Source organism: Marinomonas transparens (genome assembly GCF_016463975.1).
GTDB classification, from domain to species: Bacteria; Pseudomonadota; Gammaproteobacteria; order Pseudomonadales; family Marinomonadaceae; genus Marinomonas; species Marinomonas transparens.
In genome coordinates this window covers 44,692-58,226 of sequence record NZ_JAEMNX010000003.1, presented here as the reverse complement: position 1 = coordinate 58,226, position 13,535 = coordinate 44,692, and the positions used below count along the sequence as shown (strand labels likewise).

The 13,535-nt window shown below is 43.9% G+C and carries 14 protein-coding genes; 3 read left to right on the top strand and 11 right to left on the bottom strand.

Features of this window, described 5'->3' with window-relative positions:
- Positions 1-46 precede the first annotated feature (46 nt).
- From dnaG to rpsU, 3 genes are all read right to left on the bottom strand, one after another.
- Positions 47-2,035 carry a DNA primase gene (gene dnaG / locus I8J31_RS04905; protein WP_199467195.1) on the bottom strand — a complete coding sequence of 663 codons (1,989 nt, stop codon included), beginning with the start codon at positions 2,033-2,035 and terminating at the stop codon, positions 47-49.
- A 4-nt stretch (positions 2,036-2,039) separates the two neighbouring features.
- Positions 2,040-2,486, bottom strand: a complete 447-nt coding sequence (locus I8J31_RS04900) for a GatB/YqeY domain-containing protein (RefSeq protein WP_199467194.1) — start codon at positions 2,484-2,486, stop codon at positions 2,040-2,042.
- A 129-nt stretch (positions 2,487-2,615) separates the two neighbouring features.
- Positions 2,616-2,831, bottom strand: a complete 216-nt coding sequence (rpsU, locus tag I8J31_RS04895) for a 30S ribosomal protein S21 (RefSeq protein WP_009835737.1) — start codon at positions 2,829-2,831, stop codon at positions 2,616-2,618.
- Positions 2,832-3,221: 390 nt separating this feature from the next.
- Between rpsU and tsaD the strand changes: the two genes are divergently transcribed.
- Complete coding sequence (tsaD, locus tag I8J31_RS04890; RefSeq protein ID WP_199467431.1) at positions 3,222-4,259, top strand: tRNA (adenosine(37)-N6)-threonylcarbamoyltransferase complex transferase subunit TsaD; 1,038 nt, start codon at positions 3,222-3,224, stop codon at positions 4,257-4,259.
- Positions 4,260-4,261: 2 nt separating this feature from the next.
- Complete coding sequence (gene folB, locus I8J31_RS04885) at positions 4,262-4,627, top strand: dihydroneopterin aldolase (RefSeq protein WP_199467193.1); 366 nt, start codon at positions 4,262-4,264, stop codon at positions 4,625-4,627.
- A 23-nt stretch (positions 4,628-4,650) separates the two neighbouring features.
- On the opposite strand, the gene I8J31_RS04880 is transcribed toward folB, so the two are convergent.
- The 8 genes from I8J31_RS04880 to I8J31_RS04845 are packed head-to-tail and all read right to left on the bottom strand — an operon-like array spanning position 4,651 to position 11,970.
- A complete protein-coding gene (locus tag I8J31_RS04880; protein ID WP_199467192.1) occupies positions 4,651-5,745 on the bottom strand; it encodes a tRNA nucleotidyltransferase/poly(A) polymerase-related protein in 1,095 nt (364 codons plus the stop codon).
- Between the two features lie 8 nt (positions 5,746-5,753).
- A complete protein-coding gene (gene glpE / locus I8J31_RS04875; protein WP_199467191.1) occupies positions 5,754-6,074 on the bottom strand; it encodes a thiosulfate sulfurtransferase GlpE in 321 nt (106 codons plus the stop codon).
- Positions 6,071-6,898 (bottom strand): symmetrical bis(5'-nucleosyl)-tetraphosphatase, encoded by an 828-nt coding sequence (locus I8J31_RS04870; RefSeq protein WP_199467190.1) that lies wholly within the window; start codon positions 6,896-6,898, stop codon positions 6,071-6,073. Before I8J31_RS04870 ends, glpE begins: the two co-directional genes overlap by 4 nt.
- A gap of 6 nt (positions 6,899-6,904) precedes the next feature.
- Positions 6,905-7,279 carry a Co2+/Mg2+ efflux facilitator ApaG/CorD gene (apaG, locus tag I8J31_RS04865; RefSeq protein WP_199467189.1) on the bottom strand — a complete coding sequence of 125 codons (375 nt, stop codon included), beginning with the start codon at positions 7,277-7,279 and terminating at the stop codon, positions 6,905-6,907.
- A complete protein-coding gene (gene rsmA / locus I8J31_RS04860; RefSeq protein WP_199467188.1) occupies positions 7,280-8,080 on the bottom strand; it encodes a 16S rRNA (adenine(1518)-N(6)/adenine(1519)-N(6))-dimethyltransferase RsmA in 801 nt (266 codons plus the stop codon).
- Positions 8,077-9,096 carry a 4-hydroxythreonine-4-phosphate dehydrogenase PdxA gene (pdxA, locus tag I8J31_RS04855; protein ID WP_199467187.1) on the bottom strand — a complete coding sequence of 340 codons (1,020 nt, stop codon included), beginning with the start codon at positions 9,094-9,096 and terminating at the stop codon, positions 8,077-8,079. Before pdxA ends, rsmA begins: the two co-directional genes overlap by 4 nt.
- Before the next feature lie 9 nt (positions 9,097-9,105).
- On the bottom strand, positions 9,106-10,356 hold the full coding sequence (locus tag I8J31_RS04850; RefSeq protein ID WP_199467186.1) for a peptidylprolyl isomerase: 1,251 nt from the start codon (positions 10,354-10,356) through the stop codon (positions 9,106-9,108).
- 3 nt (positions 10,357-10,359) lie between these two features.
- Entirely contained in the window at positions 10,360-11,970 is a 1,611-nt protein-coding gene (locus tag I8J31_RS04845) for an LPS-assembly protein LptD (RefSeq protein WP_438941489.1), read from the bottom strand.
- A 768-nt stretch (positions 11,971-12,738) separates the two neighbouring features.
- Here I8J31_RS04845 and djlA point away from each other — a divergent pair.
- Positions 12,739-13,530 carry a co-chaperone DjlA gene (gene djlA / locus I8J31_RS04840; protein WP_199467184.1) on the top strand — a complete coding sequence of 264 codons (792 nt, stop codon included), beginning with the start codon at positions 12,739-12,741 and terminating at the stop codon, positions 13,528-13,530.
- Positions 13,531-13,535 lie beyond the last annotated feature (5 nt).

The following is a 13,535-nucleotide window of genomic DNA, read 5'->3' as shown; positions in this document are numbered from 1 at the left end:
TTTATCCAGATAATCGTATCTTATTAGGGTGAAAATCAGGTAATAATTATGATTTTTTTCGTCTGATTAAATCCATTAAATTTCGTAGCTCCTGCTTGCTGTCATTATCCTTTATGGATTCATTGCCCTTACTTTTCAAGCGTTCAATGCTGCTGTTTAACCCTAAATTATTTTCCATGGTTGAAATCATATCGAGCACTTCTTGATTTGCATTGATGATTTTTTGTTTGGTAGTGGCATCTTGATGATTTAATAATGCATAAATGGCATTTGTAGTGGCAGTATCTGTTATTTCTCCGATTAGGTGGCCTGTATTGTTTTTGGGATATTTTGAAAAATAGCGCCATATTTTACAAAAAATCTGCAGTTCATCATCGGCTTGATTAATAAGTGGATCGGGTAAATCAATCGTTTTTGCGATATGAGGATGGAGTAATAGGCATAGGCTTGCTTGCTTTATTTGGCTTAGGCTGGAGGGAGCAGGAGGGAAAACCAGCTCTTTTTCTTTGAATTTATTATATTGGCCATTATTGTTGCCAAATTTGCTCTTTTTCTTAAATTTTCTTGGTTGGCTGGTTTCATAGGGCGCATGTGTCGTGTGATCATCACCATGGTAGGCATCATAATCATCGTACTCTGGTGGGTAACCGTAATCATGAGTGTGTGATGTGGCTTGTTCTATTGGAGCTTGGTTTTGCTGCCCTGACACATCTGGCTGAGAGGGCCTGTGTTTAGGTGTGGCGGTATTACCTAGCGTGTCACTATCGATACCTGACTGGTCGCTAAGTTGTTTAATAAGCACAGATCGAAAGGTCAGCTCTTTAGGGATCTGCTGAATCATTGTCATGGCATTGCGAGCAAACTGAGCTTCGCCTTCTTCATCACCTAGAGTGACTTGGTTTCTCGCATGATCGAACAGCACATGAGATAAGGATGAAGCATCTTCTAGTCGGCTATTGAAGGCTTCTTTGCCTTCTTTTCGTACCAAAGAGTCTGGGTCTTCTCCTTCGGGCAAGAATAAAAAGCGGACTTGTTTTTCGTCCTGCATGACTGGTAGTGCTGCTTCTAATCCGCGTATCGCGGCAGAGCGCCCGGCCTTGTCGCCATCAAAGCAAAGTATGACTTTACTGACTAATTTGAATAGTTTGCGAATGTGTTGACTGTTGACGGAGGTGCCTAGTGTCGCCACGGCATTAGTAATGCCGTGTTGAGCTAACACAATCACGTCCATATAGCCTTCAACGACAATGATTTGTTCAAGGGTGGGGGTATTTTGTTTGGCTTCAAAAAGGCCGTAGAGTTCTTGGCTTTTTTGGAATACTGGTGTTTCTGGTGAATTCAGATATTTGGGCTTTTCGTCCCCAAATGCCCGTCCACCAAAAGCAATTACTCGGCCACGAGAATCGCGAATGGGAAAAATGATTCGATCACGGAAGCGGTCATAGTAATGCCCTGGCTGATCTTTTTTCTCAATCAGCATGCCGCCGTGAAGTAGTTGTTCTTGGCTTTCGGCTCGTGTGCCGATTTTTTTTAGAAGGTTATCCCAGCCAGCCGGAGCGAACCCTAAACCGAATACCTTGGCTATTTGGCCTGACAGTCCACGTTCTTTCGATAAGTAATCTGTTGCTTTAGTTTTTTGTGGGCTTTTTATGAGTTGTTCTTGATAAAACTGTGAGCTTTCAGACAGGCGTTTTAACAGTTCTGCGTTTTGTTCATATCTATCGGGAGCGCCTTGCTCTCTTGGCACTTCCATACCTGCATCTTTAGCTAGGGTTTCTATGGCATCGACAAAATCTAGGTGGTCATGCTCCATCACAAAAGAAATGGCGTTACCACCAGCCCCACAGCCAAAGCAGTAATAAAACTGCTTATTAGGGTTTAAACTGAATGAAGGGCTTTTTTCATTGTGAAAAGGGCAGAGGGCACTGTAGTTCTGTCCGGTTTTTTTTAGGCTGATGCGAGACGCAACCACATCGGTTAGGTCGGTTCGAGCTAAAAGCTCATCAATGAACTGATCTGGGATGCGTCCCGCCATAGTGTTAGCCTAGTTGTGCTTTTACTTGCTTGCTGATTTGTGCCATGTCGGCACGACCTTGTACCTGCGGTTTAACAATAGCCATGACGGCGCCCATCTGCTGCATAGAGGTTGCGCCCGTCTCTTCGATGGCCGCTTTTACAATAGCAGCAACTTCGTCATCGGTCAGTGGTGTTGGAAGAAATTCGCTGATGATCAGCATTTCTTCTTGCTCTACTTTTGCTAAATCTTCGCGACCACCATCAATAAATTGCTGATTGGAGTCTTTACGCTGTTTATTCATTTTATCGAGAATGGCAAGAACACGTGCGTCATCTAATTCAATGCGTTCGTCAACTTCGACGCGTTTGCATTCAGATAAGATAGTGCGAATGACGGTCACGCGCTGTTTTTCTTTGGCGCGCATGGCTGTTTTCAATGTGTCTGATATTTTCTTTTTAAGTTCTGACATAGGGTCCTCTCTGGAATTATAAGCAAAAAAAACGGCTAGTTAATCAACTAGCCGTTTTTATAAGCCTAAAAGCGCTGAGCGTCTAGGCAAACATTTGTTGTAGAGCAAGTTGCCAAACGGCAGATTGGCCTAGTACAAACGTTGGAATTTTTTCTGCTCACGAGAAACTTTCTTAGCGTGACGCTTAACTGCAGCTGCTGCAGCGCGTTTGCGAAGTGTCGTTGGTTTTTCGTAGCATTCACGACGACGAACTTCAGCCAAAACGCCTGCTTTTTCACAAGAACGTTTGAAGCGACGTAGAGCGATGTCAAATGGTTCGTTATCTTTTACTTTAACTGCTGGCATGTATTTACCTTTAAAATGTGTTTTTAAGTTTAAGTATTCACAAAAACGGCGTGAATTATACCCGGATTTATTGGGCTTTCAAAGCGCGCTTTTGTTGAACAGAGTGAGACCCAATAGTGGATCCATTTTCTTACCCTGAACAGACTTGATCGCGTCTGTTACTGTGCTAGTTTTTACATAGGGTGTCTGGTCGCCTTCGCTGCCTACGAGCTCTGGTCCAAACTGAAAAAATCACCTGCCTTTTATTTAAACATTGAAAACGCGCGCATTATAGTGCTTTTGTAATGCCCTGTCTAACGCAAATTATAGGAAACCTATCTGGCAGCCTGCAACAGAGCGGTGAGATGGGGTACAATGCGCGCAAATTATTTATTGATAGAGATCGCTTCCATGAAAGTCTTGGGATTAGAAACGTCTTGTGATGAGACGGGGATTGCCATCTATGACACTGAAAATGGCTTGTTGGCACACAAAATTTATTCTCAAATTGCTCAGCATGCAGAATATGGGGGCGTTGTTCCGGAACTCGCTTCTCGTGATCATGTGCGCAAGACTTTGCCCTTAATTGACGAAGTATTACAAGAAGCTGGGATGGCTAAAAATCAGCTAGATGCAATAGCTTATACGAGTGGGCCAGGTTTAGTGGGGGCTTTGATGGCTGGTGCTACTATTGGGCGTTCTCTTGCCTATGCATTGAGTATTCCTGCTTTAGGGGTGCACCATATGGAAGGTCACCTTTTGGCTCCCATGCTTGAAGAGTCTCAGCCTGAGATGCCTTTTGTTGCTTTGCTGGTGTCGGGGGGACATACACAGTTAGTTCGAGTGGATGGTATTGGTGAGTATCGTTTGTTGGGACAATCCCTTGATGATGCTGCCGGTGAAGCATTTGATAAAGCGGCTAAGATGATAGGTTTGCCTTATCCGGGTGGACCGCAAATTGCGGCGTTAGCCAAGCAGGGGAACCCTCAATCTGGTTTGAAATTCCCTCGTCCTATGACAGATCGTCCGGGCTTAGATTTTAGTTTTAGTGGTTTGAAAACGGCCTTCTTGACTGCCATACACGCGGCGCTGGATGAAGAGCGGTGTGATGAGCAGTTTAAAGCGGATGCCGCGTTGGCGTTTGAAACCGCTGTAGTCGATACCTTGGTTATTAAATGTCGCCGTGCATTGGAGGCGGAAGGCTTAAAACAATTGATTATTGCTGGCGGAGTGAGTGCTAACCTACGTTTGCGTGATCAGTTAGAAAAGCAGTTGAGAAAAATTAACGGGCGTGTGTTTTATGCTCGTCCTGAGTTTTGCACTGATAACGGCGCTATGATTGCTTACGCGGGTGCTCAGCGTTTGATGAATGGACAGTCTTCTGGGTTAAGTCTTTCTATTCGTGCTCGTTGGCCCTTGTCTGAACTCCCTTCTATTAAGGCGTCTTAACTATGAAAGATTTGGTTTTTATTGAAGGCTTAAAAGCCAATGCGGTGATTGGCGTTTATGAGTGGGAAAAGACGATTCAACAAGAATTAGTTTTTGATTTGGAAATGGAGCATGACAACCGCATTCCTGCCACAACGGATGATCTGGCCAAAACGTTAGACTATGAAGCAATTTCTAACTTCATTGTGGCTTTCTGTGCAGAGCGTCAGTTTGAGCTGATTGAAACTTTAGCAGAGCATTTGGTTGCTGATTTAATCGCTGCGTTTAAATTGAGCGTCATTAGCTTAACACTACGTAAGCCGAGTGCCATTGCTGCTGCGGCTTCTGTCGGCGTAAAGATACATAGAAAGTCAGATTTGACTTATTAAGGCTTAAATCCGCTTTAGTATAATTAGCAAATAAACGGCGAGACTTGTTTATTCAGGGCTTCTATTCTTGATGCTTTGAGAGCACCACCGAGCTCCGCGCCGCTGAACCCTTGCTTCATCAAACTTGCTGCACTAATAACAGCAATGGTATTGCGCAGCTTTTGCCATTCTTCGGGCTTGGTGGCTGTCAGATAGCTTAGAACCTCAATTAGTAAAATAAAGGGCTGAGGTTTTTTTATGGCATTAACAGACATCAACCAGCTTTCCCAAGTCGCAGCATTCATCGGAATCGTATGTCGCTCAATAAAAGTTCGCACCTGCTCTGCGAGTGTTTTGAATTGATTTGGGCAACGTATGCGCTGATGTAATACAGCAAGCTTTTCTAAGGGGGTTTGCTGGCAGAGAATGGCCCAGCGCTGTGCAGGCGTAAGGTCTCTTTGATTTAGTATATGAGTATTTTCCGGTGTATCTTGCCAGATAAAATCAGGAAAAAGTTTACCGAGTGCATTCGCTTCTTCTAGTACTCTAAAGAATACATCTGCATGTTGTGTATTTAGGGCTTTTTCCAGCTCCTTCCAAATGCGTTCAGCGCTTAATGTAGCAAGCTCTTCTGATGCGCTGATAGTTTGCATTAAGGCCATGGTTTCAGGCGCTACCTTAAAACCAAATTCTTGAAAACGAGCGGCGAAGCGTGCCACACGTAATACTCTTAATGGATCTTCGATAAAAGCTAAAGAAACATGACGTAATAGTCGATTTTTTAGGTCGCCTTGTCCATTGAATGGGTCGATTAAGACATTATCTGATGTTTTTGCTATGGCATTGATGGTGAGGTCGCGACGTGCTAAATCTTCTTCGAGGCTAATGTCAGGTGAAAAGTCACAAATGAACCCTGTATAGCCTTCCCCTTGTTTTTTTTCTTTACGAGCAAGGGCGTATTCTTCTTTGCTTTTGGGGTGTAGGAATACAGGGAATTGCTTACCAACTTGTTGGAAGCCTTGCTGCTCAAGTTGTTCAGGAACTGCGCCTGTGACTACCCAGTCATGATCGATAACATCAAGCCCAAGTAATGTATCTCGAACTGCGCCACCCACTAGGTAAATTTGATAATCAGGCATAAGTAAAATTAACTACCCATTTCGCATTGCTCTGGGAACATGGCGCTCCATTGACTAAAGCCACCATTTAAAGAGTAAACCTCTTGAAAGCCCTGAGCAGCGAGGTATTCAGCTGCGCCTTTGCTACTGTTGCCGTGGTAACAGCAAACAATAACAGGCTTGGTTTTTTCGCTTGAATCAATGAAGTTTTGAACATTGTCGTTATGTAAGCTGATGGCATTGATCATGTGACTGGTTTGAAAGCTGGCTGCATCGCGTATGTCTACAATGGCTGCGTCATTTTCAATAATCGGAAGCGCATCTGCTATGTCTATACAGGTAAAAGTCATGAGTTTTTCCAGTTGATTGAACAGGGTGTGCTAAAGCGTTTTTTATCTTCTAGGCGCAAGGCCGTCAAGCTGCCGCCCCATACGCAGCCAGTATCCAATGCATGGATATGTTTATGGGGGCTACTACCTTCTAGGGCTGCCCAATGGCCAAAGGCAATATGGCAGCCATCGGGAAGCTGTGTTGGGTAATTAAACCAAGGTGCGTAACCTTTTTGAGCCGTGTTTGGCCCTTCTTTTGATTTTAAATCGAGTTTGCTGTTGGCATCACAAAATCGCATGCGTGTTAGATAGTTAGTGATGGCTCTGAGGCGATCTAGACCAGTGAGTTCCTCGGTCCATTGATTTGGCTTATTGCCATACATAACAGCGAAAAACTCATCCGCACTGTCTGAACGGAGTTTGTTTTCTACTTCTTTAGCGAGAGATTGAGTTTGTTGTAAGTTCCAGCAAGGAGGGATGCCTGCGTGGGTCATGATAACGTTAAGCTGGGCATCATAATGGCAAAGTGACTGTTGACGTAACCAGTTCATTAAGTCGTCTCGATCGCTTGCGGTAAGAATGTCGGAAAAAGTATCAGCACGCTTTAAAGCGCTATGACCATAGGAAACTGCTAATAAATGTAGATCGTGATTACCGAGGATTACCTTGGCGTTATTGCCAAGCGATTTCACGAAGCGCAGTGTTTCTAGGGACTCTGGGCCACGGTTGATAAGATCACCAGCGAACCAAAGCTTATCCTGCTCGGGCTGATAGCTAATTTCTTCTAGGAGTTGTATTAATGGTGCTAAGCAACCTTGCAAGTCACCAATGACATAGGTTGACATAAATCCTCAGTGCACTTTGTTTGGGACTGAAAGGGTAAAGGGGCGAACAGCCGCTGAAAATTCAGTGCCATCATCGGCAATGAATTGATAGCTGCCGTGCATGCTTCCTACTACGGTATCCATTACGGTACCACTGGTGTAATGGAAGGACTCTCCGGGGCCTAAATGGGGGTATTCGCCAATAACGCCACTGCCTTTTACTTCCTGTACTTGTTCATTGCCATTGGTAATGATCCAGTGGCGTGTTTGTAACTTAGCCGCTTCTGTGCCGCAGTTGGTAATCGAAATATGATAAGCAAATACATAGCGAGATTCAGTGGGTGTTGATTGGCTTGCTAGATATTCAGTACGAACGGAAACGGCAACGTCGTATTTTAACATTTAGCCTTCCCTTTTAAGTACAAAGTTGGTGATGCGAACAAAGTCTGCCACGTCTAATCTTTCTGGGCGTAGGCCCGGATCAATATCGAGTACAGCAAAATCATCGTTATCTAATACCCCTTTGTAATTATTACGCAGGGTTTTTCGGCGTTGTTGGAAGCCAATTCTCACTATATCTTCCAGCTTGTTAGTATCATTTACCTGATAAGGAAGTATTTTGTGTGGCGTCATGCGTACAATCGCTGAGTCTACTTTTGGTGCTGGATCAAAGGATTCTGGTCCGACAATAAAGAGTGACTCTACTGCGCAGTAATATTGCGCCATGACGCTCAAACGGCCATAAAGGCTGTCACCTGGGCGTGCGGCCAAGCGATCTACGACTTCTTTTTGCAGCATGAAATGCATGTCTTCGATAGCAGCAGCTTGACTAAGTAGGTGGAAAATAAGCGGTGTTGATATGTTGTAGGGTAAGTTGCCTACCACGCGAATGGATTGTTCTTCCGTGGCGAGGGAAGAGAAATCAAATTTCATGGCGTCGGCTTCATGAACGGTTAGTTCAGAGAAGCGAAATAGGTTAACTTTTAAAATTGGAATCAGGTCTCGGTCAAGTTCGACCACGTCCATGCTTTCAGTGACGCTAATGATGCCTTCTGTTAGAGCGCCTTTACCTGGCCCAATTTCAACAATACGTTGTCCTTTTTTCGGTCCAATACAAGCAACGATACGTCGAATAACGCCGTGGTCGTGAAGGAAGTTTTGGCCGAATCGTTTTCGGGCTTTATGGGGTTGTGGTTTGCTCATTGAGAAAAAGTTTTCGCGTTGTTTGCCATATTAATGGCATGTTGAATGGCGACTTTAAGGCTGCCGTTATTTGCCTTGCCTGTGCCAGCTAGGTCAATAGCTGTGCCGTGGTCGACGGATGTTCTTATAATGGGTAAGCCCAAGGTGATATTCACCGCGTTACCAAAACCAGAGTATTTTAACACAGGTAAACCTTGATCGTGATACATAGCAAGCACACAGTCTGCATTGTCTAAATATTTAGGGGTAAAGAGCGTGTCGGCTGGTAGTGGCCCTATTAAGTCTAGACCTTGCTGACGGAGTTTGTTTAATGTGGGGATGATCACTTCTATTTCTTCCATCCCCAAGTGTCCATTTTCACCTGCATGGGGGTTTAAGCCACAGACTAGAATTTTGGGTTTTTGAAGGCCAAACTTTTGCTGTAAGTCTTGATGTAGGGCTTTTATTACGAGTGTTAGGCTTTGTTCAGTAATGGCTCCCGAAACATCTTTTAAGGGTAAGTGAGTCGTGGCGAGTGCGACTTTCATGGCTTCTGTTGCCAGCATCATGACAACATGGGGAGAGTGGCATTGAGCTTGAAAAAATTCAGTATGGCCAGAGAAGTGTATGCCAGTGTCACACAAGATACCCTTATGAACAGGGGGCGTGACAACCGCGTCAAACAGCTTGTTGAGACAAGCTTCACCTGCTTGTTTTAGGGTTTCTAAAACATAAGGTGAATTAGCGGCATCCAAAACGCCAGCGGTTGACGCTTTTGCTAGGCTTATGGGGAAGACGTTAATCTCACCTTGCTGGTGTGGCTTTGCTTCCGATGTCTTGTTTAAGGTGTGTATTTTAACTGGCAAGTTGAGCCGTTCTGCTCGACTTGCCAGTAGTGCCGGATCAGCTAATACAATTAAAGTTGCCTTAAAAAAATAATCCGTTAGCGCGCTTAAGATAATATCTGGACCGATCCCTGCCGGTTCCCCGGAAGTAATGGCAATAATAGGGAGCTGCTCAGCTGTGCTAGTTGCCATGATCGTCTCTTATTGCTTAATGTCGATAAAGGCATCAGCACGTAATTCTTCGAGCCAATTACCTAATACAATATCTTGTTTCTGAGCGATTAACGCTTGCTCTGCATTAGCGCGTTTTACCTTGTCGCTAATATCCGCTTTGCGTCGGCCTTCTACCTCTAAAATGTGCCAGCCAAATTGAGTTTTGAAAGGTGTGCTAATGTCGCCAATGTTGGTTTGATTCATCTTATTTTCGAATTCCGATACCATGGTTCCAGGAGTCACCCAGCCAAGGTCGCCGCCCTGTAATGTGGAGCCTTGGTCTTCGCTTTTTTGTTTGGCTAATTGGGCAAAGTCGGTGCCCGCTTTTAATTCTTTATAAAGCTCATCTGCCACCACTTTAGTTTGTGCCATATCGCGAATTTCGCTAGGGCGAACCAAAATATGACGTACTTTGGTTTGCTGCTGTATGGTGACAGAAGGAGAACGTTTTTCAATGACCCATAAGAGGTGAAAACCTGCATTACTTTGTAACGGGCCGATGAGAGGGCTCTGTTGCTTATCAAGAGCGCGTACAAAGAGTGGTGGTAATTGATTGAGAGGACGCCAGCCTAAATCCCCGCCTTCAATGGCAAATTGGCCATCTGACTTAGCAATAGCTTGCTGAATAAAGTCACCTTCTGATGTTATTTTGGCGGCGATTTCATCGATTTCAACTTTGGCTTGGGCTGGGTTTTTGGTTCGAATCAACAAGTGGCGTAGATGCACTTGATCCTTTTCTTTGCTAATACTGGTGTCTGAACTTAAATAGTCATCAATTTCCTGCTGTGCAATGGAAATGCGCTTTTTGATGATTTCCCGTTTTACATTATTAATCAGGATTTCTTGTTCAATTTGGCCGCGGTAACGGGCGTAGTCTATGCCTTGCTGGGCCAGAACTTGTTTTAGCCCCTGTAGGTTAAGGTTCATTTTTTGGGCCACACCAAGAATAGCGTTATCCACATCTGAGCTACTGGCGCGCATGCCAATTTTGCGAGCATAGTTAACTTGCAGTGCTTCATCTGTCATTTGGTTGAGGATTTGACGGCGTATGTTATCCGTCATAATGCCGCCAGGAATACGCTCTTTGACAACTTCAAAGCGGGTTTGAATATCGCTTTCTAAAATCGCTTTAGAATCAACAATGGCAACAATACCGTCAATTTTAGTGGGGGCTGCTTGTATTGCTTGTAGTGGTGCAAACATCAAAATGATGAAAGAGAAAAAAGAAAACAACTTCATGGTTTAATATCCAACTTTTCCTTGGTTCCAATAGTCATTGGCAATGCTGGTTTCTTCGTTTGCACGACCAGCAGTGCTTAAACTGCGTAAAATAAATTGTAAAAAGATGCCTCGATCAAATTTACTGTCATCATTGAGCCAATCTTGATAGCTCAAGGATACTTTGATACAGCAATTTTCATAGCCTAAGCCTGAAACTTGTCGAATGGCATCCTGCTTTAAAAAGTCATAAGTGTATTGAGAAAACATTGACCAATGTTGGCTAATAGGGAAAATCGTTCCTATGCTAGCTTGCTTGGCGTTGTTATCAGGGTCCGTATTATTGATTGTGTATAGGTAACTTAAGTTCACCTTGACATCGTCAACAGGTTCCATTTTGGCTGTAATTTGTGCCAAAGCGACGTTGTCATTGTCTAGGTCGTAATTCAAATTACTGGTTAAGTTATAACGATCACCATTGTAACTGGCTGAGGTCAGTAAATCGCTGCGTTTTGAATCATCAACAATAATATTCTCATCGGTTACGCCGCTAATACCAACATAGCGGTCTTCTAAATAGAAGAGCTGTCCTGCTTTGAAGGTCCATCTTTCATTATTATTTGCATCATATAGACGACTTTCTAACCCTAGAGTCACCTGCTCAGTGTCGCCGATACGATCATTGCCACTAAAACGTTGGTGACTAAAAGCTTGTGAGTAGGTCATGGTTGGTAAGCTGGCATCAAAATTTGGAATAAGATCCTGGTCTTCAAACGGAGCGTTGAGGTAGCTTAGGCGCGGTTCTAGGGTTTGGCGCCACTGGTCATTGCTACTCATTAATAAGCTACGTTCAAATACAATTTTTGCATCAAGATATCCTGAGACGTGCTCAACAGAGGTCGTGCTATCTGTATCTGTTGTGTAGGCGTGAAGATTATAATCTCGATATTTGGTTAGAACCCCAGGAGTGAGGCTTCCCCAAGTATTGCTGAAATTGAATTGGAGGTCTTGATTGAATACTAGTCGCTGGCCATCGAAGTTGTTTTCGTCTGGATCATAGAAATCCGTATATTGTGCGGCAAGAGAGTAGTCAAGGTAATGAGTCGCGAAGCGGTAGGAACTGTCTATTCTAGGTACCCATTCGAATGGCTTATCTAGACTGTTATCCGGCGTATAGTAAGTGCGGTAGGTTATTTTATTGTTGAAATTTCCGTTATTGAAAGCAAAATAAGCACTGCGTTCGTAATTATCTTTTTCTCCGATGGAGGTGCTATTGGCCTCAGGGTATTTGTCTTGAGTTGGATTATCTTCTAGTAGCAATCCAGCGCTAAAGTATTGATTGAATGCTTGATCCGACTTCAGTTTTAATAGGGTTTGCTCACCTTCGTCGTTATCAAAAAAAGAAGATTGTTCATAGCTTGTGTTTCCGTAAGGGCTTAAATGACGAAATTCTAAATCAATACCTTCCCCTTTATTTTGAATGAGCTGGGGGGTGATGGTTGCGTCATAGTTTGCGGCAATATTCCAATAAAAGGGTGTGGATAGGCTGAGACCATCTTTTGTTGAAAAACCAAAGCGTGGAAAAAGAAACCCTGTTTGGCGTCGGTTATCTATTGGAAAGCGTAACCAGGGCACATAAAAAACAGGAATGTCAGACAGACGGATTTGTACATGCCTTGCCGTTCCGAAGCCGCTGATTGTATTGAGCTCAATGGCGCTACCATACAGCTTCCAGCTATCGCTGTCTGGTTCACAGGTAGTAAAAAAACCTTCCTGAATAAAAATGATGCCACTTTTATCCTGTAATAAGGACTTTGCTTCCAATCGGGCGCCAGTTTGGTGGCTGATAAATTTTGCATCAATAAACTCAGTGGGGGCGGCATCGGTGTTTGAAACATAGGCGCTTGAGCTGCGTACCAGTTGTCCTTTCCGGCGTAGGCTGACATTACCATCCGCATTATAGTATTGGCCGGGAACACCTTTAATGCTGTTGGCAGAGAGTATTGATCCTGACTGAGCAATCTGAGCTTTACCCTGTAAATGGATGAGACCTTTTTCGTCACGGACAATGCTATCGGCGCTCAAGTCTGTGCCACTGGTATCTCTTGCTTGCCAGCCATCAAGGTAGGAACCATGGCAATATTGGTTGAGCTGAGACTGTTGGTCTGTGCTTAGAGCCCCCCGAGGAACCCAGTCCCATTGGTCTGCTTGTGCTAACGGCAAGATGAAAAGACTGTGAAAAAATAAAGCGCAGATGCGTAAATGCTTAACCATGCAGGGTATACTTACTATCAATAATGATAGTCCGAAATCGGACCGTGCCCATAAGATGGGTCCATATTATAAAGTAAATGATAATCTAAGCAGGCCCATAGGGGCTACCGATTCTGGAGAAATATCTTTATGTGGAAAATTGTCTGCGCAATTTTGGGTTATATTTTAGCCGGATTTCTGGGTGGTTTGTTGGGTTTTATCATAGGAGGGGTCATTGATAGGAGCCAGAGCGGCGGGGCTTTTATTGGTATGGCTGGCCGTGGCAATGTGCGTCTTCAACAAGAGGCATTTTTTCGTACATTATTTCTTTTGATGGGGCGCTTGGCAAAAGCCGACGGTCAGGTGTCGGAAGCTGAAATACAATTAGCGCAAGCCGTTATGCAGCGCCTTAGGTTGTCTCCAACTGCCCAAGAGCAGGCTAAGCAGTTGTTTAATGAGGGTAAATCAGCAAATTTTGACCTATTTGCGGTATTAGAACATTTTAAAGCCGTTGTTGGTCCAGGAAACTTGACTCGTACTTTGTTAGAGATTTTGCTGGTCTCCGCCTATGCAGATGGCCATTTTAGTGTTGAAGAAAAATCATTGGTATCTCAGGTGTGTGCGCATCTTGGGGTAACGGTTGCTGAATTTGAAGCGATACATGTTCAGGTTAAGCAGCAAGCTCATTTTAGGGAGGGCTATCAATCATCACCGAACGGCATGAACTCGAAGGACTTATTGAAAGCAGCTTACGATGCTCTAGGGGTTACGCTTGAAATGAGTGATGCTGAGATCAAGAAAGCTTATCGCAGGTTGATGAGTCAGAATCATCCGGATAAGTTAAGTTCACAAGGTTTACCTAATGAAATGATTGAGTTGGCTAAAGAGCGAACTCAGGAAATTCAATCCGCTTATGAGTTAGTTAAAAACTCTCGAAAATAAACATT